The sequence below is a fragment of the Pseudoalteromonas sp. SCSIO 43088 genome (assembly GCF_023650795.1).
In the GTDB taxonomy this organism is placed as follows: Bacteria; Pseudomonadota; Gammaproteobacteria; order Enterobacterales; family Alteromonadaceae; genus Pseudoalteromonas; species Pseudoalteromonas shioyasakiensis.
Genome location: NZ_CP072675.1, coordinates 1,200,630 through 1,222,760, shown reverse-complemented (window position 1 = coordinate 1,222,760; position 22,131 = coordinate 1,200,630). Strand labels below are relative to the sequence as shown.

Annotated in this window: 15 protein-coding genes and 1 pseudogene; 6 read left to right on the top strand and 10 right to left on the bottom strand. The window is 41.0% G+C overall.

Annotated elements, in window-relative coordinates; translation table 11 throughout:
- The first annotated feature begins 39 nt into the window (after positions 1-39).
- The gene (locus tag J8Z28_RS05560) at positions 40-1,590 is read left to right on the top strand and encodes a cryptochrome/photolyase family protein (RefSeq protein WP_239963784.1); all 1,551 of its coding nucleotides are present in this window, start codon (positions 40-42) and stop codon (positions 1,588-1,590) included.
- A gap of 63 nt (positions 1,591-1,653) precedes the next feature.
- On the opposite strand, the gene J8Z28_RS05555 is transcribed toward J8Z28_RS05560, so the two are convergent.
- Positions 1,654-2,100 carry an Hsp20 family protein gene (locus tag J8Z28_RS05555; RefSeq protein ID WP_250660054.1) on the bottom strand — a complete coding sequence of 149 codons (447 nt, stop codon included), beginning with the start codon at positions 2,098-2,100 and terminating at the stop codon, positions 1,654-1,656.
- Positions 2,101-2,429: 329 nt separating this feature from the next.
- On the opposite strand from J8Z28_RS05555, the gene J8Z28_RS05550 reads away from it, so the two are divergent.
- The 3 genes from J8Z28_RS05550 to J8Z28_RS05540 all read left to right on the top strand — a co-directional run bounded on the left by J8Z28_RS05550 (position 2,430) and on the right by J8Z28_RS05540 (position 5,215).
- The gene (locus J8Z28_RS05550) at positions 2,430-2,888 is read left to right on the top strand and encodes a TlpA family protein disulfide reductase (RefSeq protein WP_250660053.1); all 459 of its coding nucleotides are present in this window, start codon (positions 2,430-2,432) and stop codon (positions 2,886-2,888) included.
- A 110-nt stretch (positions 2,889-2,998) separates the two neighbouring features.
- Complete coding sequence (locus J8Z28_RS05545) at positions 2,999-3,262, top strand: GrxA family glutaredoxin (protein ID WP_054553185.1); 264 nt, start codon at positions 2,999-3,001, stop codon at positions 3,260-3,262.
- Positions 3,263-3,409: 147 nt separating this feature from the next.
- Positions 3,410-5,215 carry a DEAD/DEAH box helicase gene (locus tag J8Z28_RS05540; RefSeq protein ID WP_250660052.1) on the top strand — a complete coding sequence of 602 codons (1,806 nt, stop codon included), beginning with the start codon at positions 3,410-3,412 and terminating at the stop codon, positions 5,213-5,215.
- 184 nt (positions 5,216-5,399) lie between these two features.
- Here the strand turns inward: J8Z28_RS05540 and J8Z28_RS05535 are convergent, their stop codons facing one another.
- The 8 genes and pseudogenes from J8Z28_RS05535 to J8Z28_RS05500 all read right to left on the bottom strand — a co-directional run bounded on the left by J8Z28_RS05535 (position 5,400) and on the right by J8Z28_RS05500 (position 17,000).
- Positions 5,400-6,959, bottom strand: a complete 1,560-nt coding sequence (locus J8Z28_RS05535; protein ID WP_054562105.1) for an AbgT family transporter — start codon at positions 6,957-6,959, stop codon at positions 5,400-5,402.
- A 148-nt stretch (positions 6,960-7,107) separates the two neighbouring features.
- Positions 7,108-7,386: a YfcL family protein gene (locus J8Z28_RS05530; RefSeq protein ID WP_054553188.1), complete on the bottom strand. Its 279-nt coding sequence runs from the start codon at positions 7,384-7,386 to the stop codon at positions 7,108-7,110.
- A 2-nt stretch (positions 7,387-7,388) separates the two neighbouring features.
- Positions 7,389-8,531, bottom strand: coding sequence for an ATP-NAD kinase family protein (locus J8Z28_RS05525; protein WP_054562106.1), 1,143 nt, complete (start codon positions 8,529-8,531; stop codon positions 7,389-7,391).
- A complete protein-coding gene (locus tag J8Z28_RS05520; protein WP_054562343.1) occupies positions 8,521-9,090 on the bottom strand; it encodes an elongation factor P hydroxylase in 570 nt (189 codons plus the stop codon). The genes J8Z28_RS05525 and J8Z28_RS05520 overlap by 11 nt, the downstream gene beginning before the upstream one ends.
- 90 nt (positions 9,091-9,180) lie before the next feature.
- A complete protein-coding gene (locus J8Z28_RS05515) occupies positions 9,181-12,357 on the bottom strand; it encodes an HD domain-containing phosphohydrolase (protein WP_250660051.1) in 3,177 nt (1,058 codons plus the stop codon).
- Positions 12,358-12,479: 122 nt separating this feature from the next.
- A pseudogene (locus J8Z28_RS05510) lies at positions 12,480-14,072 on the bottom strand (HD-GYP domain-containing protein); the annotation flags it as partial.
- 944 nt (positions 14,073-15,016) lie between these two features.
- Positions 15,017-16,180: a GGDEF domain-containing protein gene (locus J8Z28_RS05505; RefSeq protein WP_054562109.1), complete on the bottom strand. Its 1,164-nt coding sequence runs from the start codon at positions 16,178-16,180 to the stop codon at positions 15,017-15,019.
- A 169-nt stretch (positions 16,181-16,349) separates the two neighbouring features.
- Positions 16,350-17,000 carry a glutathione S-transferase family protein gene (locus J8Z28_RS05500; RefSeq protein WP_250660049.1) on the bottom strand — a complete coding sequence of 217 codons (651 nt, stop codon included), beginning with the start codon at positions 16,998-17,000 and terminating at the stop codon, positions 16,350-16,352.
- Positions 17,001-17,101: 101 nt separating this feature from the next.
- Here J8Z28_RS05500 and J8Z28_RS05495 point away from each other — a divergent pair, with 101 nt between their 5' ends.
- The gene (locus J8Z28_RS05495; protein WP_055198014.1) at positions 17,102-17,941 is read left to right on the top strand and encodes a LysR family transcriptional regulator; all 840 of its coding nucleotides are present in this window, start codon (positions 17,102-17,104) and stop codon (positions 17,939-17,941) included.
- A gap of 13 nt (positions 17,942-17,954) precedes the next feature.
- On the opposite strand, the gene J8Z28_RS05490 is transcribed toward J8Z28_RS05495, so the two are convergent.
- On the bottom strand, positions 17,955-19,955 hold the full coding sequence (locus tag J8Z28_RS05490; protein ID WP_250660048.1) for a winged helix-turn-helix domain-containing protein: 2,001 nt from the start codon (positions 19,953-19,955) through the stop codon (positions 17,955-17,957).
- A gap of 130 nt (positions 19,956-20,085) precedes the next feature.
- On the opposite strand from J8Z28_RS05490, the gene J8Z28_RS05485 reads away from it, so the two are divergent.
- Positions 20,086-22,005 carry a fused MFS/spermidine synthase gene (locus tag J8Z28_RS05485; RefSeq protein WP_250660047.1) on the top strand — a complete coding sequence of 640 codons (1,920 nt, stop codon included), beginning with the start codon at positions 20,086-20,088 and terminating at the stop codon, positions 22,003-22,005.
- Positions 22,006-22,131: the final 126 nt, after the last annotated feature.

The window sequence follows — 22,131 nt, the reverse complement described above, 5'->3', positions numbered from 1 at the left end:
CGTAGTTACCTAGATTACTTGCGGCAAAGGCTATTAGAAGTGCAATACACCACCTTAAGATTTATTTTTGGCGATCAACTTAATGCAAGCCACAGCTGGTTTAAAGAAAAATCACAACCAGACACGCTGTATGTCATCGCCGAATTAAAACAAGAAACCAACTACGTAAAGCACCACCTGCAAAAAGTGGTCGCCTTCTTTGCTGCAATGGAAAACTTTGCTAATGCACTGACAAAAGCGAATTTAAACTGCCTGCATCTGACACTCGATGACACACAAGATGATGACTCACTACCAGAGCTACTTACCCGGTTAGCTAAGCATTATCAATGCCAGAACATTGAGTACCAATACCCAGACGAATATCGCCTTAAAAAGCAACTTGCAGACTTTTCACAGCAGAGCGAATTTGATGTCAATGCAGTTGATTCGGAACACTTTCTACTACCTTTTAATGATATTGACCAGCACTTTAAGCCAAATAAGCCGGTAAAAATGGAGTTTTTTTATCGTGCTATGCGCAAACGTTTTAATATTTTAATGGACGATGATAATCAACCTCGTGGTGGCAAATGGAATTTTGATCAGCAAAATAGAAACAAGTTAAAACCCAGCGATCTTAAAGAAATCCCAGAACCTTTATGTTTCGGTCACGATGTTAGCAACATCCTTAAACGAGTAGAAATGCACAAACTAAACACCTTTGGTGAGTGCAGCGATACGTTAATTTGGCCAACCACACGCGCTGAAGCAAAGCAGTTACTCGATTTTTTTTGCGATCATTTACTGGTTCATTTTGGTCAGTTTCAGGATGCTATGACATGCCAGTCCCAGTACCAATGGTCTTTGTATCACAGCCGTTTATCGTTTGCCCTTAATACTAAAATGCTGCACCCGATGCAGGTCATCGAGCAAGTGTTAACTAGCTTTGATAAGCAACCTATTGATATTGCGCAAGTTGAAGGTTTTATCAGGCAAATTCTCGGTTGGCGCGAGTATGTACGTGGTATTTATTGGCAAAATATGCCTGATTACGCCAGCAAAAATGCCTTAAATGCAAAGCGCCCCCTACCCGACTATTTTTGGCATGGCAAAACAAACATGAATTGTATGCACCATGCCATTACACAAAGCCTGCAGACAGCTTATGCACACCACATACAACGTTTGATGATCACGGGTAACTTTTGCTTATTAACCGCTATTGAGCCAAGTGAAGTAGATGAATGGTATTTAGGTATTTATATCGACGCCATAGAATGGGTAGAAATGCCCAACACTCGGGGAATGAGCCAATTTGCTGACGGGGGCTTAATTGCCACTAAGCCCTATGCAGCCAGTGGAAATTACATCAACAAAATGAGTGATTACTGCAAACATTGTAGCTACAACATAAAAGAAAAAGCCACTGAGGATGCTTGCCCATTCAACAGCCTATATTGGCATTTTATGTTAGAGCACGAACAACAGCTATCACAAAACCCACGTATCGGTATGATTTATAACAACTGGTATAAACAGGATGAATCTGTACAGCAAGCCACTCTCAAACGGGCTAACTGGTGCTTGGATAATTTAGAAAAGCTTTAACTACAAAAAAGCCGCCTCAAATGAGGCGGCAAAACTAACTAGGGGAAACAATGCTGTTGGTAATTACTTGTTTTCGAGTAATTTACCATTACCGATTTCGATTTTACGTGGTTTTAAAGCTTCTGGAATTTCACGCTCTAAATCGATACTTAGTAAACCATTTTCAAGGTCAGCGCCAAGCACTTTAACGTGGTCACCTAATTGGAACTTACGCTCAAAGTTACGCTCTGCAATACCTTGGTGAATGAACTTACGTTCAGCATTATCTTGTTTATCAGCTTTAGTACCGCTGACTTTCAATGTGTTGTTTTCTGACTCAATGGTCAATTCACTGTCACTAAAACCTGCTACAGCCATAGTGATACAATATTTGTCTTTATCGAGTGCTTCGATGTTGTACGGAGGAAAACTTGGCTGCTTGTCTGTGCGAGCTGCCGCATCCATTAATGATGCTAAATGATCGAAACCGATGAATGAACGATAAAGTGGTGATAAGTCTACTGTACGCATAATTATATCCTCATATTTAAGCGATATTTTGTTAGTACTCTTCTATTGAACCAGTGCTAACAAAGTTAAATTAATACTATATATTTCAATTACTTTAGTTTGTTTGGGACCCATCAGGCGTCCTCACTGAACTATTTATGGGCGGGTAAAATCTTTTCAAGATTTTTAGCAAAAAAAATTGTAATTTTTTTAAATCAATTGAAATTTTAACCCCCTCAAACTGGTCTGAATTAGTTGATTTTAAAGGGCTAACAACGTACAAAATAACAATGAAAAAAAATCCAACTTTTTTAAAAAAATTTATCAATGTGCTAAAAAATGTCGTGTTAATGGCAGTCGTTGTGTATGCCGTGACCGCATTTCAGCAACGTAATTTACTCTCAACTGATAAAACTCCTGCCCCCTATTTTAATTTAGCCACGCTAAAAAACCCGACAGAGCGGATGACCATTGCACAATTACAAGGAAAGCAAACAGTGGTATATTTCTTTGCGCCTTGGTGCTCAATTTGTCGTTACAGTATGCCAAATTTAGAAAAGGCTCATCAGCAAGGTAAGTTAAATGCCATAGCAATTGCCCTTGATTACCAAAACATTACTGAAGTTAAACAGTTTACCGATTCACTCGAATTAATAATGCCGGTGTTACTTGGCAGTAAAAGTACAGGTCAAGATTATAAAATCAGTGCCTACCCAACTTATTATGTTATTGATGAGCAATTGGCCATTACTGCGCATTCTATGGGTTACTCAACAGAACTTGGCCTTAGGATGCGCACACTTGATTAGCTCAATCGCTTTTAGTGAGAAAAAACAGAATAGTGCAATCGATTTTATGCGCTGTTTTTATTCATTTAATCCGTTAAGATGATAAACACATTCAAATCGAGGAGAGCGATATGTTAACTGTAATTTTTGGCCGTGAAGGCTGCCCATACTGTGTTCGTGCAAAAGACGTTGCTGAAAAACTAGCAAATGAGCGTGACGATTTTAAATACCGTTATATCGACATCATTAAAGAAGGCATCAGCAAAGCAGATTTAGAACAGTCTGCAGGCAAACCTTGCCCAACCGTACCACAGATTTTTATTGACCAAGCCCACATTGGTGGCTTCACTGAATTCGAAGCATACGCTAAAGAAAATTTAGGGTTATATCAATAAATTGTAAACGTGGTTGATTTTGGCAATTTTAAACTGATTAAATTATGACCAACATCAACCACATACAAATTAGTTGTAATTTATACAAGCAATTGCATTGTATTTCCTATACAATGCGCGCCTCTTTAAATTCGTTGAGGCGTATTAATGTCAGAACCAGTCACGTTTGAATCTCTAAATCTTTCTCCTGCAATCCTTAAAGCAGTTGAAGAGTTGGGTTACAAGACTCCATCTGAAATCCAAGCTCAATGTATACCGTTATTGCTAGAAAGAAAGGACGTACTGGGACTAGCGCAAACGGGTACAGGTAAAACAGCAGCATTTGCACTGCCGTTACTAAATAATATTGACCCGTCTGTGAAGCAGCCACAGATCCTTGTTTTAACGCCTACGCGTGAACTTGCGATCCAAGTAGCTGAGGCATTCGAACAATATGCTAAGCATACTCGTGGTGTTGAAGTTTTAGCCCTTTATGGTGGCCAAAGCTATAGCATCCAACTAAGTGCACTTCGTCGTGGCGCGCAAATCATTGTTGCAACGCCGGGTCGCTTAATTGACCACATTAACCGTGGCACAATCAAGTTTGAGAGCTTACAAGCCCTTGTTCTTGATGAAGCAGACGAAATGTTACGCATGGGCTTCATTGATGATGTAGAAAGCATCATGGAGAAAACGCCACGTGAAAAGCAAACATGTCTTTTCTCTGCGACCATGCCTAAGCAAATTCAAAATATCAGCAGCAAGTACATGAATGAGCCTGAGCAAGTTCATATTTCTGCGCGTAACTCAACTGTATCAACGGTTGAGCAAGTATTTTGGAATGCACACGTACACAAAAACAAAGCAATCGTTCGCTTCTTAGAAGCAGAACAATACGATGGTGCAATTGTTTTCGTACGGACACGTAACGACACGGTACAGTTAGCTGAATTACTTGAGCGCGAAGGTTTCTCTGCGGCACCACTTAACGGTGACATGAACCAACAAGCACGTGAACGTACAGTAGATCGTTTGAAAAACGGCCTAGTTGATATCGTTATTGCAACAGACGTTGCTGCACGTGGTCTTGATGTAGACCGTTTAAGCTTAGTAATTAACTACGATATTCCACAAGATTCAGAAGCCTACGTTCACCGTATTGGCCGTACTGGTCGTGCGGGTCGTCAAGGTAAAGCGATTCTTTTCGTAAAACATAACGAGCGTTATTTACTTAAAAATATCATTCGTCATACGAAATCTGATATCGCACAAGTTGATTTACCAACAGCTAAAGTTGTTGAAGAAAAGCGTATTAAAGCGCTTCAAGACAAGCTTACAATTGCTCTTGAAAACAAAGACATCACTTTCTTTAATCAAGTTGCTGCTAACATGGCAGAGAAACTTGAGCTAAGTACTGAAGATTTAGCAGGTGCATTACTTTGTTTAGCGCAGCAACAATCACCAATCAAGGTTGAAGAAGTTAAAGTTCAACCACGTGGCGAACGCAATGAGCGTCGTCGCAATGAACGTGGTGATCGTGGCGACCGCCAAGGACGCGAGCGTAAACCTCGTGAGCCGCGTGAGCGCAACAGCCGTAACATGGGTCCTATGGACACTTACCGTATCGAAGTAGGTCGTGAGCACGGTGTACAAGTTAAAAATATCGTTGGTGCGATTGCTAACGAAGCTGATATCTCAAGCAAGTTCATTGGTGATATTCGCTTACATGATAATCACAGTACGGTACAGTTACCACAGAACATGCCAAAAGGTGTGCTTGATCACTTCCAAAAGGTATTTATCTGTAAACGTCCGATGAATATGACGCTAACGCAAGACCAAGGTCCTGCGGCTCCTCGCTCTGAGCGCCCAAGTGGTGATCGTGGTGATAAGAAGCGTAACTTCAAAGACCGTGGCGAAAAACGTGGTGGCCCTCGTAAAGAGCGTCGTCCAGTGAGCTTCACTGCGAACTAATCGAAGCTGTAAGCTGTAAGCTGTAAGCTGTAAGCTGTAAGCTGTAAGCTGTAAGCAATAAAAAACCTTGTCATGAGAGTGACAAGGTTTTTTTGTGTTTGTAGTAAAGCTGTCAGCCGTCAGCTATCAGACTTCAGTTTTTTAAAGCCTCAGTTGGATGACTGAGGCTTTGTTACTCTAATCGTTATGAGCCGATGGCTGGGTATGCGTAGCTTGATTGAAGACCTAGTGGAATGCCTAAACCCCAGTACGCGAGTAAGAAGATACTCCAACCGATTAAGAAGGCGATTGAATACGGTAACATCATCGCGATTAAGGTGCCGATACCGGTGCCTTTAACATACTTTTGGCAGTACACAACAACCAGTGGGAAGTATGGCATCAGCGGCGTGATGATATTCGAACTAGAGTCACCTACACGGTACGCAGCTTGCGTTAAATCAGGTGAAATACCCAGTTGCATCAGCATGGGAACAAAGATTGGCCCTAATAGCGCCCATTTTGCTGAGCTTGAGCCAACAAATAGGTTCACGAACGCCGTTAAGAAGATAATACCTACCACAGTGACTGAACTTGGCAGAGCCATTGCTTTTAATAGTTGCGCCCCTTCAATTGCAAGTAATGCACCTAGGTTTGACTTACTAAATGCAGCAATAAATAACGCACAGAAGAACGCCATAACAATATAGTAAGCCATGCCGCTCATCGCTTTACTCATTGCATCGATCATATCTTTAGAGCTTTTAAAGGTACCCACGGCAAAACCGTAGACGGCACCAGGGATCCAAAACAGTAAGAAGATAAGTGGCACAATTGATTGCATTAACGGTGAGCGGAAATTAGTTAACGAGCCATCACTGCTTCGCATTGCTGAGTCGGCTGGCGCTGAGACAAACCAAAGTAGAGCAAGGCCTGCAATCATCACTGTGCTTGCAATATAGAACGCACGTTTTTCATCACTGCGTGCTTCATCAAAGGCAGGTAGGTCTTCTGTATCACCATCAAGTGGTGTGTTCTGTAAACGCGGCTCGATGATTTTATCTGTAATATACCAGCCTAATAAGATAATAAATAAGCTCGAAGCTGAGGTGAAAAACCAGTTATTGAGCGGGTTAATCGCCATATCTGGGTTAATAATTTGCGCCGCACTTTGGGTAAAGCTTTGCAGTAACGGGTCAATCCCTGACGGAATAAAGTTTGCGCTAAAGCCACCACTTACCCCAGCAAACGCAGCTGCAATACCTGCAAGCGGATGACGCCCCATCGCATAGAAAATAACCCCAGCAAGAGGGATAACTAGTACGTAACCGGCATCAGTTGCGGTATGGCTGACAATCGCCACTAAAATAATAGATGGTGTTAAAAGCTGCTTAGGCGTTACTTTTAACATTAATTTAAGGCCGGTATTGATAAAGCCAGAATGCTCAGCAACACCAACACCTAACATAGCAACCAGCACTACACCAAGCGGCGCAAAACCAGTGAAGGTTTTAACCATCGAAGATAAGAAGGTGGCAAGGGAGTCCCCTGCTAATAGGTTATTTACAACGATGGCTTCGCCAGTGCGCGGGTCGATTGCATCAAATGTAGTGCCCGAGAAAAGCCAAGATAAAAACCAAATAAGTAGCATGGCGACTAAGAATATAATCGCCGGATCAGGTAGCTTGTTACCTACCCTTTCTATGGTATTTAGAAAACGTGCGATTGCACCACTTGGTGCCTGCACATCATTATTGTTATTCATTTTCAAATTCCCTGGAAAAATATCTCATTAACCTTAACGTATCTAACTACTAAGGTAAATTTTAAGTTAATGGGATTACCTGATAAAGGTAAAGTGATTATGTAAAAAAAGCGACACAGGTCGCTTTACAGAGTTTTATTTAATTAGATTAGGCTGCAAGTGCTTTAACTTCATCCCATAAGCGTACAACAAGCTCTTTATCTTCTTCGTTTAGCTCACCGTTGCGATAAGCTTTAACTAGGCTAGATTCAACTTGATTGTTTAACTCATCAATCGATAAGTTTAATTCTTCTACTTGTGCATAGCCTACAGCTAAGTCAAAGTGACCACGTAAATAACCACCAGCAAATAGCTCGTCGTCTGTTGCTTTATCAACTAAATCATCAAAATATTGCTGCGCTGCATCAATATAACTTACTAAACTCATTGTTACTTCTCCTCTGGGTGCAGCCCATCTTGATGACCCACTGCATACATAATATGGTCATTGAAACCTGTGGTTACGCGAATATAACCACTTAATTCATCGTCTAAGTCACTGTCACCAGTATCGGCAATCAGTGGTCGGCCATTTAAAGCCTGTAATTTAGTTTTAGTGGCTACAACAATAATGTTATCACGGCCAATAGCACGAATAAGTGCAGGGCTTAATTGCTGATTACCTCGGCCGAAGATATGGCCTTGGCCACCAATTAAGGTGATCACCAATTTGGTTTCTTTACCTTGTGTGAGTTCAAGTAATTGCTGAGCAGTTAAATCCTGCGCGATAAGCTCTTGGTCTGCCACTAAGTCTACACCTAGCAAGGTATTTTCAAGACCCATTTCTTCCATAATTGCCGCGACTGTAGAACCACTGCCCATCACATATAAGCAGTCTTCATCCATTTCACTAACAACATAGGCAGCTATATCGGCAAGCACTAATTCATCGGTTTCTTTACCGCCATTTTTCACTGCCTGTACATATCGTACTTCACTAGGCACTTGCATTTCACCATAGCGCTTAGCTTTTACCGTGCCTTCGCGAAATGCTTCTTCGTCGATATCCATCACATCAGCATCGCCAAGGCTTACAAGTTCACCTTTAACTAGCATCTCAACAACACGCCCAGCAGCTTTTGGGGTAATAGCATAAACCCCAGAATGAATTTTACAGCCTGCAGGAATACCTAATACAGGAGTGCTATCGCCAACCGCATGGCAAATATTGCGGGCAGTACCATCGCCCCCCGCAAATAAAATAAGGTCAACACCTTGCTCAACTAATAGCTTGGCAGCCTGCTCTGTGTCATCTGGGGTGGTGATATCGTTTGTTTGGTAAATAACTTGGCTTTGAAAGCCTAGTTGCTTTGCCGTTTGCTCGCCCATTTCACCGTTTACAGTGTAAATGATTAAGTCATCTTGATGGGCAAGCAGCACTTCAAGTGCCGCTCGGGTGCGTAAGTTTGCTTTTGGCTCAGCACCAAGTTGCATTGCTTTTGCGGCGGTATCTGCGCCATCACTGCCCTTTAGTGCGACACTGCCACCTAAGCCGGCAACCGGATTTACAATCAAACCTAATTTAAACTGCATCAGATAAAGCTCCTGGGTTGCCATGAAAATCGCGCTGCCACGTAAACTGAGCAGCCGATAGTGGCCATGGGGTTTTATAGAAATCACTCAATGCTTTAAGAAGTGCTGTCGTGCGCTGATTAAAGCCAGATGCTAAAAAGCTCAACACTTGCTGGTGAACTCGCGCTTGAAAATCGAATCGACAGGTTTGCTCGCCATTTAAATTATCAACCGATACATTAAAATCAAAACCTGCTGCAGTACTGAGCGCCCACTCTATAGCTTGGGGCTTTACTTCAACTGCTTCAAATTCAGCTTGCTGGTGCTTATCACGACCATCTGGGCAATACCAATAGCCATAATCTTCTTTTAACCGACGTGCCTCACCAGCCACCAGCCAATGGGCAATTTCGTGTAAAGCACTGGCATAAAAACCGTGGGCAAACACAATTTGGTGATAAGGCGTTTGCTCATCAGCAGGCAGGTAAATAGGTTCATCATCACCCTTTATCAAACGCGTGTTATGGCTTTGATAAAAGGTGCTTTCAAAAATAGCGATTAAGTCAGCAATCTGATGCATACGGCTTGAATTCATCTCGTTAAAAGCGTCACTAAAAACGAGGCGAATTGTACGGACTTTTCACTCTAAAGTAAAAGCAACCGCCCTCAGTTACAGGTATTTTGCGATATCAACATCATCGATTTGCTCTGGGTTTAAATAGCGTTTTGCATATTCAAGGTAAATACCTGATGTTAAAAATAATTTGAACACATCTTCATCAACATGCTGATCGGCTACCATCTTGGCTAAAATATCAATGGCAACACTGAGTGGCTTGGCTTTTTTATAAGGTCTATCGGCAGCGGTTAATGCTTCGAAGATATCAGCCAGCACTAGCACACGCTCAGGTATCGATAAATCATCTGCAGATAACTTACGCGGATACCCCGTGCCTTTTAGAGTTTCGTGATGGGTCGAGGCATAACGTGGCACCCGTGCTAACTCTTCAGGGAACGGCACATTATCGAGCATTCGAATGGTACTGATAATATGCTCATTAATTTTAAAGCGATCTTCATTTGTTAACGTACCGCGCTGAATTTGCAAGTTATACAGCTCACCTAGATTATACTTGTATTCAGGAATGCTTACTTTAATGCCTAAGCGCTCGTCATACTCAATAGGTTTATCATGGGTGATCAGATGTTCTGGCTTATCTGAAAGTAGCTTTTCAGTAACAGGCAACTGCTCATCATTACTATGAACGCGTAGTTCTTCAACTGGCGAAAGGCCTATTTTATCGTCAAAATGTCGCTGCCACGTTATGTTACTGAGCGCCTCTAAACGCTTAAGGCTTGCTTCATCCATAAACTCGCCACCCACATTGCACGCAGCTATAAACGAAAAATCACTGCGTAATTGTGCTTGGCGTTTGCCAAGCTCGGCCTCAAGCTCAGGTTGCTTTTCTGGTGAGCTTTGCAACGCTTTTAAATAAGCGATTTCTGCATCTCGCCATAGCACTTCAAAACGTGTGCGCACTTCATGAATACGGTTATAAATGGTTTCTAACTTAGTGCCTTTGTCGACGATATGCTCTGGGATGGTGATTTTACCGCAGTCATGTAGCCAAGCCGCGAGGCTAAACTCTCTTAACTCGTCTTTATTTTTAAAGGCAAACTCTTTAAAAGCGTGTTCATTGGAACTTGAAGCCGCTTTGGCCAACATAATGCCCAGTTCTGGTACTCGTTCGCAGTGCCCTGCTGTATAGGGCGATTTATCATCGATGGCCTGCGCAATAAGCTCAATAAATGATTCCATTAAGGCTTTTTGATTTTGCTCATGCTGCTGAATAGATTGACTCATTTGCACCATAGAGGTGGCCAGGTTATTGATTTCTTTAATACTGCTTTTTAACGTTGAAACTTGGTCAAACTGACGCCGCTTTATCTTTAAGTTTTCGCCCTCTAAGGTCTTAATAGGTGCAACAATGGGTGAGGCAAAAAACCACGACACCGGCAATACCATAATTAAGCATGCGGCAGTGATAAAAATAGAGAGCTTAATTTTCTCACGGGTAGAGCTTAGTACCCCCTCTTTCGGCACTACTATCGCTAAGTAATCGCTATTAATGCCCCCTTCTGAAAGCGGAGTGATATACACGTACTTTTCAATGCCATTTAGGGTCATCAAACGTAAATGGGCAAAGTTTGTTTCATCTGTAATTAAAGTTAAAAACTCAGGATATGGCACAGTGCCAATAACTTGTGTTTGCTGACTGGCATCGCTCCCTAACCATTTTCGCTCGAGTGCCGCAATGTACGAATTTGGCAACTGAGTAATTGCCATATCAATTAAGTCTTTAAGCGCTGCATCCTCTGGATGAAACAATAAATGCAGGGTATCGGGTAGTAGATCGTGGCTATAACTATCAAGCTGATTGTACTGAATACCATCAATAAAAAACTGCTTTTGGGTGTACTTGAATACCGCCTCGTTATCTAAACCAGCATAGACGCGCCCTTGGCTTACTGCATCAAGCACCGCTTTAGTACTCGGTAGCTCAACAATATCGATGTCGGGAAAGTGCTCTTTGATCACTTTAATCACCGACCAGCCCTCGCCTATAGCCAACTGTTTGCCTGCTAACTGCTTCATAGTAACAATTGGTGTGGACCCTTTTGCTGTAATGATACTGAACGGTAAGGTCGCCATAGTTTGGCTCATAAGACCAAGCGGCTCATTGGCAGGCGTTTTAAAAATAGGCTGAATAATGTCTATTTCATCTTTTGCAAATTGGCTTAAAAACTCAGCCCAGGTAAAGCCATTAATAAAAGTCACCTTAATTCCAAGTAACTCAGCCAAACCATTAATATAATCAATGCTATAGCCTTTTGGGTTTCCGCCAACACTAAAGTCCATTGGTGGCCAATTGGTTTCGTTAGAAACACTTAAATAAGGGTACTTCGCCAATACACTTTGCTGATCTTCAGTAAGAGGCAGTTTTTCAAGCCTTGGCAATAGTAAGCCATTTTTTTGTTGGTTAGAGGCAACAATTTCACCTTCTTTATTGTAAATATACAGCTCACTTAAATACTGACTGCTCATTTTACTTTGCTGTTTACTTAAATACTCAGAGATGCTCGATAAGCTCACGTCTAACGCCAATACACTGTTTTCTCTTGCCGACTTTATCGAATAGGTTTGCCCGGGAGCTTGTAGGTGGGTGAAAAAATACGGCTTGGTTTTATTGACTCGGGTCGAGTTTGCTTGCTTAAACCACAAACGCTCTCGCGGATCATAGCTGGTACTCTTTGTTTGAGAGATACGCAAATTAAATTGCTGATCAAAGTAATGAGTATGCTGAACACGCTCAGCCCCTTCGCCGGTAATGTGGATCACGACCCAGCGATCTGCTTCGATGGCTTGCAACTGCTGGCGAACAATTTCACTACTTTCTAAATTAATTAATTCATAAAAGTCACCATTTTCATAGCCGACATATAAGGCATAAAACAATGGATTGAGCTGCATGATTTCGCTCATGACATCTCTCAGTTCACTTTTATCTTCGCTGTCGGCGCTGATAAGGCTGCTGTTTTGTACCATCACACTTAATGTGTTTTCTGACTTTTCATTCACCCCAGTAAGGTAATCAGCAACGGAGCCGGTGGCTAAATTAAAGTTTTTAACACTGGCTTCTAAAGCCATTTTTTCACTGAAATAATATTGCAGGCTAATTGCAATCAGGGCTGTTAATGAGGTGGCTAATACGAACACCGCGACAACGGTAAGACGAATCGAGAAACGAATTTTTTGTTTAAGTTTTTGAAAAGCAGATACCAGCACTTATGCATCTCCTTGCAATGCTTTGTTCGTAAATAATATTAGCTTGTATAATCTTTATACACCAATAACTTTGTATTACAAACAAAAACACTGCAATATTAGCCTAAAGCATAAGCAAATAATTATCTTAGATATTTTTGAATATCGACCGAATCGATTTGCGACTCATGTAAAAACTGTTTTGCATATTTTAGGTATATGCCTGAAGTTAAAAAGAGCTCAAATACGTCACGGTCAATGTGATCGTCATCGACCATTTTCGCTAAAATATCAATAGCAACACTCAGAGGTTTCGCTTTTTTATAAGGTCTATCTGCTGCGGTTAATGCTTCGAAGATGTCAGCAAGTACTAACACACGTTCAGGTATTGATAACTGCTCAGCGGTTAATTTTCGTGGATAACCGGTGCCTTTTAAGGTTTCGTGGTGGGTTGACGCATAACGCGGAACTCTCGCTAATTCTTTAGGGAATGGCACACTTCCAAGCATACGAATTGTGCTGATCACATGCTCATTGATCTTAAATCGGTCTTCCGCTGTTAACGTGCCCCGTGCAACCGACAAGTTATACACTTCGCCAAGGTTATATTTATACTCAGGAATGACCATATTAATGCCCAAACTCTCTGGGTACTCAACGGCTTTTTCGTGTGGAATTAAATCACTTGGCTTATCGCTTAGCAGTGACTCTTCGACAGGTAAATGCTGATTCTTCAAATCAGCCATACGCATTTCTTCAAGGGGCGATAAACCTAAACTAGCGTCAAAATGACGCTGCCACTTAATGCTAGCAACCTCATGTAAACGAGACAGCTGCTCTTCATCCATAAACTCACCACCAATATTACAGGCAGCAATAAAGCTAAAGTCTGCGTGTAACTTTTCAGTTTGTTGCTCAAGCTTTTGCTCAAGCACAGATTGCTGCTCTGGGTGCGCTAATAGTTGCTCATAGTAAGCAATTTTTGCATCACGCAGCAGCACTTCAAACCGGGTGCGTACTTCATGAATACGGTTATAAATGGTTTCGAGCTTAGTGCCTTTATCAACAATATGCTCTGGTGTGGTGATTTTACCGCAATCGTGCAACCACGCTGCTAAACGAAACTCGCGTCGCTCATCAGGGGTTTTAAAGCTGAACTCAGAAAACGCCTCATCTGTTGAACCAGATGCTGCATCAGCAAGCCAAATACCCAGCTCTGGCACCCGCTCACAATGCCCTGCCGTATAGGGAGATTTATCATCAATGGCTTGCGCAATAAGCTCAACAAAGGACTCCATCAGCGCTTTTTGAGAATCTTCATGTTGCTCAATGGAGCGACTCATATCGACCATCGAACTAGCTAAATAATGAATTTCTAAAATATGGCTCGAAAGCGTTGATACCTCATTGTAATCGCGCTGTTGAATTTTTTTATTCTCACCCACTAGTTTAAGTATTGGATTAACGATTGAAGAGGCAAAAAACCAAGAAACGGGCAGCAGCAAGAGTAAAAATAAACCCGTGACTAAAATTGAAATTCGTATTTTTTCTTTAATTACCGCTAACACATCATCTTTAGATACCAGTACTGTAAAATAATCCACTTCATCAGATTGCATATCGCTACTGAGCGGCAGAGGCAGCACAAACATGTACTTTTCTATCCCCTTTTCATGGACGCTCAGCATTTTACCAAATTGATGCGCTTTATTGGCAAGCCCTGATTGCTGCTCATCTAATTTAACTAACTGGGATAAATCAGCAAAACTATGCTGATGGCTTTGATTTTTACTGCTCGCAATAATCTCGCCATCACCCCGATAAACATACATTTCACTTTCAACTAAGTGCTTCATTTTAGTTTGTTGTGCGGTTAAGAAGTGATTCAAACTTGCACTGGCAATATCAATCGCTAATACATCGCCTGTTTGCGCTGATTTAATTGCATAGGTATAACCTGGTACATCAAATACGTTAAACACGTACTGCTCAGTTTTCGTCACCGAAGTACTGATTGCATCCTGAAACCAAACACGGGTGCGCGGGTCGTAATCTGTCGCTTTAATGTCTCTTTTACGAACGTTGAGCGACTCGTCTAAATACGTGGTTACTTGCTTACGATCGCTACCCTGCCCTGTAATTTGATACACCAGCCAATGATCGTCTTCATCAAGTTGAAACGATGAAGGAAGCTTGGCATAGCCTTTTAAATTAATAACCTGTAATAAGTCGCCATTAGCATGACCAAGAAAAAGCGAATAAAAGTCTGGATGGCGCGTTAAAATTTCGAGCAATACATGCTGTAAAATCTCTTTATTATCTTGGCTATTCGAAAATAATCGCGTGTCGTGGATCATCACGCTCAAGGTATTATCGGCACGCTCATTGATTCGGGTGATGTGATCGGCTATTTGTTGGCTAGTTTGTTTAAATTGCTCAGATTTAGTTTGCAGTATCAGCTTTTCACTAAAGTAATAATGCAAACTAATCGCCACCACGGCTGTGAGTAAGCTTGCAAGGACAAATACCAGCAGAACACTAGCCCTAATTGAAATTTTATACCCTTTATCGTGGCGTGTTAGCATTCGCGACTCCTTGCTTGCTAATCTAAGAAAATAATCTGATTAAAGATTATACCGAAATGACTATAAGGTACATGTTTTAACTCATATTAAAGCTGTTAAAGTTTAATAACTAATTGATTACGCCCAGCATCTTTAGCCTGATATAGCGCAGCATCAGCCCTTGCAATTACTAACTTTTGTTCTTCTTCTCGCATCACAGTCAAACCAAAACTTGCTCGGATCGGTAGAGATAACCCCTCAACTTGGAACATCTCAGCATTCAGCCGTGAGATCATACTATTAATAATGACAGTAGCATCTGGCACTGAACATAATGGCAACACAATAACAAACTCTTCACCACCGAAGCGATATACATCATCTGAGGTACGCAACGACTGCGTTAAAAATGCAGAAAAATATTGTAATACCACATCTCCTACCTCATGACCGTGGGTATCGTTAACACGTTTAAAATAATCAATATCTGCCAAAATGACGCACACCTGTTTTGACTCACCCTGTTGCTGCTGAGTGAGCCTTTGGTACTCTGGGTAAGCATTATCAAAAGCGCGTCTGTTTGGCAGTTGAGTGAGTGAGTCTCTAAGTGCTTGGGTTTTCATTTCGTGAGCAAGTTGCGCAAGCTGAGCATTTCTGACAAATAGCTCCCTACGGATAATATGTTCGTGAGCAGCCATGATCATGCCTGCTAAGTTAGCCGCCAGATGCGCTAAAATGACCATATAAAGAGAGTGGTTAGAAATTTCTTTATTAAAATAGATAACAGAGATAGCAAGTGCACTATATAAAGTACTTAAAAATACAGATAACTTAATTGATACTAAGGTCGAAAAGTAAAATGTAATCAAAATGATTAAATCAAAAAACATATGCAGAATGTAAAAACGTTCATAAGTAATAGCCATAAACTGCATATTCAAAAATAAGAACAGCATAAATACAGATATCACCAAACGAAATAACTGGATAGTTTTGATATAACTCAGACCAAAAGCACTAAGTACGCATACTGAAACCATAATAATTCGGCCAGTTAGAGCAATATCAGGCCAAAATGAAGCTTGAATAATCATCTTATCGAAGAAGGTTACAAGCGTGGTAACTAAAGCAATTATGCAGCAAAAAAATTGCGCTATTTTTTTATCTTGTGCAAATTTACTTTGTAAAAATATTTGCTCTACCTGCAGCGACTTAAATTGACAGGCATAGCGATCTATCGTCATATCTTGATTAAATAATTTTGCTGCAAAAGCGCCCATAAATAAATGCCTACTACGAAAGGGGGGTGTTCGATTAAAGAGCAACTACTCTAGTATAGAGTGTATATTCACTAATTAAACTAGTATTTTTGTATAAAAATACTACAAAAAACCCTAAATAAAAGTATAGTAGACAATAAATTAAATAGGAAAATATTCTAAATTTCAGTTAGTTGATTTCTTCACCCGCTTCATCACAGTCTACAATATCGGTTTCTTTAAGGGCTTCGCTGATCCAGCTTTGCATTACCGGGCAACTAAGTACGTGCTGGCAATAAGCTTGTGCAGCATGCGAAAGCTCCACCTGATACGTTTTGAAGCGCAGCACCACAGGTGCAAACATCGCATCAACAATAGAGAACTCACCAAATAACCATGCATTAGGGTAACTTTGCTGCTGAGCAGAAAATATCTCATCGATACGCGCAATGTCTTTTTTAGCTTGCTCTGATAATTCAACATGCCTGTTAGCGCGAATATTCATTGGCATTTCACTGCGAAGTGCAGCAAAACCAGAGTGCATCTCAGCCGCTAGACTGCGCGCTTTTGCTCTTTGGGCTATTTCACTAGGCCAAGCAGCACCATTTAGATAAGCATCATTGATGTATTCACAAATAGCGAGTGAATCCCACACGATAAATTCAGCATCAATAAGGGCCGGCACTTTTTGCACGGGAAACTTACTTTTTAATGCTTCATAAAACTCAGACGTATCTAAAACTAATTGCAGCTCTGTAAAAGAGATATTGAATTTACTCAGCAAATACCACGCCCGCAATGACCAAGTTGAGTAGTTTTTATTGCCAATAAATAATTGCATTGTGCTTCCTTTAACGTTTAGATTAGGCTCACTATAAAACAGCAATTGGGTAATTACTCGCCAATTGTTTTTATGCTACCTATAAGAAAAGCTGATACATTATGGATATTGATGCCCTCAGAACTTTTTGTGCCTTTGTTGATACAGGCAGCTTCACCCGCGCTGCAGCACAAATTTGCAGAACCCAATCTGCGGTAAGTATGCAAATGAAAAAGCTTGAACAAGACCTCGCAAGTCCGCTATTTGAAAAGCAAGGCCGTCAGTTGGTGCTAAGCCATCAAGGCCACCAGCTAGCAAGCTATGCAAAGCAATTGATAGCGCTTCATGATGAAGCCTTTAAGCAATTAAAAGCAGGCACTGGCAATATACGTGTGCGCATTGGTTGTCCTGATGACTATGCCCACTCTTTACTACCAGAGCTTGTTGATGCTTTACACCAACAGTTTAATGCACTGGATTTACAAATAAGCTGCGCCCCTAGTACTGAGCTTAGAGCCAAACTAGACCAAGGTATGCTCGATTTGGTGATTGCCACTCGCTCGCCAGACAGCGAAGAAGGCTACTTATTGCAATCAAGCCAAGGCGTGTGGGTGAAAAGCCCTGCTTTTGAGATTATCGATTCAACCCCACTTCCTATCGCCTTATTTCAACGAGACTGTAAGTTTCACCAAGCCAGTATTGAGGGTCTATTAAAAGCCGAGCGTCGTTTTAATATTATTGCCTGTTGTGGCTCAGCTGGAGCGTTACATGGTTTGATTAAACAGGGACTGGCAATTGGCAGTATGGCGCGAATAAGCATGCAATCGGGTGTGGAAGAGATCAGCGATACCTCACTTCCGGTACTGCCTGTCATTGATATCGTGCTGCTTTACGGTAATCATGCCCACAACCCACTAAGTCATGAGCAACTTAAGCAGCTTGTGGATTTGATTAATACGTAAAAAACATATCAAGCTAAAGAAGCTTTACTAACTTACGAGTTCTATTAGGCTCTGTAAGGTATAAAAACTCTGTTAAATCATGGGCACTGTTGATCAGCATATGTTGCTTAGGTTGAGTTAATTGCCAACTTTCTGTTGCAGCGGTTGCCAAATCAATACGTTGGAAATTAATGGTATCAGCATACTCCATAGTGACCGCTAATTGCTGGTTACTTACAGATATACCAATGATGTCATTGTTAGCAGCTTGCCAAACAGTCTCAGTATCTCCTCGGCTATTAACTCGAAACACTTCGTTGCTATTTGAAAAATAGATCTGATCTTGCTCATCTAAATCCATGCCATAGCAGCTTAAACGTTTCCCTGAGCCTGTGAAAGGTGTCAAATTTAGGCTTGTTAAATCGAATTTTGCCGGATGAAACGTCTGTCCATCCTCCGCTCGATATGAAACTAAAATCGCGTCTTGATTGTGATACATTTCTCGCAAGTAAAAAGAGTGATTTCCATGGGGAATTGTTTCATAAGTGCCACTGCTTAAATCAATTTTAAACAATGTATCTTTACTTGCGGTGTAAACCTGCCGTGCGTCTTGGCTCCAAACAATACCAAATAACTCATGGTTATCAGGGTTAGCAAAAATGCGCGTTTGCTTACCATTATCGTATAAAAATAATTGCTTTAATCCAAAACGATGAGACTCAAAAACAAATTTAGTTGAGTCTGGCGAAAACACGGGTAGAAAGTCGATCGATGAGGTATCTACGAGTTTGGTCAATTTGTCAGGGGTGGCACGTGTTTGGCTAACAATATCTACATCAACATTCACTAGCTCCATCAAAATGGCTTCAGCGTCTGGTGTGTACTGGGCATCACGAATTATTTGATAATTATTAAATGAAATTAACTGCTGCTCACCATCAAGCTCTAAATTAATAAGCTGATTTCGTTGGCTAATCAATAGTGCTTGATTATTCGGGTGCCAACTTAATCCTTGAATACCGTTTTCTATAATGGCAATAGTTTGTATTTTTTTACTGGCTAGGTCGAGTACATCAATACGGTATTTGTTTTGCCCCGCTTCAATCCCCATTGCGACTATACGGCCGTCTTTCGATAACGCATTAACAACTAACCAATCTTGCTGTGTGGCAGCTAGTAAATGTGCCTTTTGTTTAGATTCTAAGTTAAGTGAAACGAGTCGAGTATCGTTGTGTAGTTTATCCTTTTCTATGTAATAAAGCTTATCAGCATGCCAATCGATGTGGTGACTGGTTACAACGGTGTCATCAAAAACACTCACCGTCGCTTGTTCTAATGGCTGAAATTTAGATAAATCAATGCTTATAGTGTTTAGATGTTGTTTCTGCTCTGTACTTTTCACAAACGCAATCGCATTATCGGAGGTCGACCACCCCAAAGCATAGTAGCTTGCAGCATCTTCAGTCAGCCTCACTTCTCGCTCTGTCGCAAGCTCTTTAAGCCAAATTTGCTGACTTCCTTTATCACCTCTAACAAAAGCAAGGTACTTACCACTATGTGAAAGTGACAAATTAGCTTCATTTAGTTCACTCGAAGTGAGTGGCATCAGCTGGGTAAAGTGAGCAGTATCTTGCTGTTTAGGGATTAGTTGCCACGCAGTAGCGATAAGGCTTACTAGTAAAAAAAACAGCAACCCAAGATTTTGCGCTTTTAGTTTTTTGCTCTGCCCCTGTGTTACTTTTTCAAGGCTATAACCGCGCTTAGGGTGTGTAATTATATACTGCGGATTTTTGGCATCTTCTTGGAGTGCTTTTCGTAGTAATGCGATACAACGCTGTACCGAACTTGGGTTGTAGGTAGCATTAGGCCACACATTTGCAAAGATTACTTCTTGGCTTACAACTTCACCTTTATTTAAATAAAGGGTATGTAATACATCCATGACCTTTGGCTCGACTATTTGCTCATAATCTTGCGATGAAATTAAACATCGACTATCATCAATTGCAAATTTGCCGATTCGATAACGCGCCACTGACTTCTCCAATAAATATTTACGAATCAAAGATTAAGGTTTTCTTAAGAGAAACTCAAGCGTTACTCCATTGTCACTTTAATCTGGCTAATAGATTGTTTTTGCTATCTCAAAATAGGTAATAAAAACAATGTATAAATATTTATCAACGCTCACTATTTTCATCAGTGCTTTTTTAATTTTTCAAATTCAGCCGATGCTTTCAAAGCAACTTCTACCGCAATTTGGTGGTGGTGCCTCTATCTGGTCTGCGAGTTTAGTGTTTTATCAAGTCATGTTACTTATTGGCTATTTCTATGCGCATAACATAGGGCGCTTTCATATTAAGTTGCAGGTAGTCACCCATATAGTTTTAGTCACCTTTGCCACACTCATTGTTGTGACAGAATTTGCAGCCCCAAATCTCACAAATTGGCCACCTGCGCTTGCGGTGTTTGTTAATTTATTTATAGAAATTGGTCCAATATTTATTCTACTGAGCGCTACCAGCGTACTTTTACAAAGATGGTATGTGCAAACTGCTTCAGCACAGGTGCCTTACCATTGGTATTCCATCTCAAACTTGGGCTCTTTACTGGCGTTAATGAGCTACCCACTCGTTTATGAATTACTATTTTCTTTAGAGCAGCAAACTACATATTGGCTATTTGGACTTATCAGCTACTGCTTGTTATTAGCACTTCTAGTAATATTTTTACTCAAAAAAGCACCCGATTTATCAAAAGCATCTATTCAAACTAGGCCTTTCACGCTTTTAAAAGGTAAAGGTCAATGGCTGTTATTAAGTGCCTTAAGCTCAGCCATGTTGGTATCTACCACGCATATGATCAGCACTAATATTCCACCCATGCCATTACTTTGGTCGTTACCTCTTGTAATTTACTTGCTCACCTTTAGTTATACGTTTGCCAACAGAGCTAATTATCAGCGTCATGTGTGGGCATATGTGTTTATATTCTCGGCTTTTGCAGGTCTGCTGATGTTTTATTTTGGCAGCTTATTCAATGCCCTAGCCCAGCTTATAATTTACAGCCTGATTCTATTAACCGCCGGTATGGTTTGTCATGGTGAGCTGAGAAACAAAGCCCCTGAAAACGAGCAATTTACCATTTTTTATTTTTATATCGCCCTTGGTGGTGTGTTAGGGTCGCTTTTCAGTACGCTCATTGCCCCATTGCTATTTGTCCAGATTGACGAGTATTTACTTACATTAGCGGTTATTTTTAGTTTTGTGTGCTACTTCCAATTAAATGCTAAAACAACGACAAAACAGCTCAAATTCACTCTCGCAACCAGCTCCATCGCTTGGTTAGCATGCTATTGCTTTTTAGCAGTAAACTTTAACCAATATAACGTTGCCACTAGCCGCAACTTTTATGGCTATTTAGCGGTAAAAGATATAAACACTCAATCAATAAAAGAAAGGCGCTTAATTGACGGCACCACGATTCATGGCTCAGAGCCACTAAATCCAAACCAACAGTTTGAGCAAAGTTATTACCATCAGCATACTGGTGTCGCTAAATCACTTGCCATACTAAAGCAACACAGCGCACTAAACATTGGCGTCATTGGTTTGGGTGCAGGCGTTTTAGCGCGGTTTGCAGACCAACAGGATAGTATTCACTTTTTTGAGTTAAACCCTGCTGTGGTCGAGATGGCAAAGCGCTATTTCTCATATTTAGAAAACAGTAAAGCCAAGCTCACAGTCAGCTTAGGGGATGGTCGTATTGCGCTAAAAAATAATGCGGACGAAGTATTTGACGTCTTGATTATTGATGCATTTTCAAGTGATGTAATTCCTGCGCATTTGCTAACCCAAGAAGCAATGTCACTTTATTGGCAAAGGCTCAATGAAAATGGCGTATTGATTGTGCATATTTCAAATAATCATATCGACTTACTGCCTGTATTACAGGCACATAGCCAACATTTTAATAAAGCAATGTTAAAGTTTAGCTATCAAGGCCATAGCCCATCAGGCATAGGCTCAGACTGGGTAGTGCTAACTGATAATCAGGCTTTTTTAAAATCGTGTATCTATCAGTGATTTGTCGCCCATTAAACGCTACCCATTTAGCGAACTGACCATGTGGACTGATAGCAAACACAGCCTACTCCCCTTATTAAAATTCTAACAGGCATAAAAAAGCGCGATGATAATCATCGCGCTCAT

What these genes read in the sequence shown, in the direction of transcription:
- J8Z28_RS05555 (WP_250660054.1), bottom strand. Translation starts at nt 2,100, where the DNA reads ATGCGTACAGTAGACTTATCACCACTTTATCGTTCATTCATCGGTTTC.
- J8Z28_RS05550 (WP_250660053.1), top strand. Translation starts at nt 2,430, where the DNA reads ATGGCAGTCGTTGTGTATGCCGTGACCGCATTTCAGCAACGTAATTTA.
- J8Z28_RS05545 (WP_054553185.1), top strand. Translation starts at nt 2,999, where the DNA reads ATGTTAACTGTAATTTTTGGCCGTGAAGGCTGCCCATACTGTGTTCGT.
- J8Z28_RS05540 (WP_250660052.1), top strand. Translation starts at nt 3,410, where the DNA reads ATGTCAGAACCAGTCACGTTTGAATCTCTAAATCTTTCTCCTGCAATC.
- J8Z28_RS05535 (WP_054562105.1), bottom strand. Translation starts at nt 6,959, where the DNA reads ATGAATAACAATAATGATGTGCAGGCACCAAGTGGTGCAATCGCACGT.
- J8Z28_RS05530 (WP_054553188.1), bottom strand. Translation starts at nt 7,386, where the DNA reads ATGAGTTTAGTAAGTTATATTGATGCAGCGCAGCAATATTTTGATGAT.
- J8Z28_RS05525 (WP_054562106.1), bottom strand. Translation starts at nt 8,531, where the DNA reads ATGCAGTTTAAATTAGGTTTGATTGTAAATCCGGTTGCCGGCTTAGGT.
- J8Z28_RS05520 (WP_054562343.1), bottom strand. Translation starts at nt 9,090, where the DNA reads ATGCATCAGATTGCTGACTTAATCGCTATTTTTGAAAGCACCTTTTAT.
- J8Z28_RS05505 (WP_054562109.1), bottom strand. Translation starts at nt 16,180, where the DNA reads ATGGGCGCTTTTGCAGCAAAATTATTTAATCAAGATATGACGATAGAT.
- J8Z28_RS05500 (WP_250660049.1), bottom strand. Translation starts at nt 17,000, where the DNA reads ATGCAATTATTTATTGGCAATAAAAACTACTCAACTTGGTCATTGCGG.
- J8Z28_RS05495 (WP_055198014.1), top strand. Translation starts at nt 17,102, where the DNA reads ATGGATATTGATGCCCTCAGAACTTTTTGTGCCTTTGTTGATACAGGC.
- J8Z28_RS05485 (WP_250660047.1), top strand. Translation starts at nt 20,086, where the DNA reads ATGTATAAATATTTATCAACGCTCACTATTTTCATCAGTGCTTTTTTA.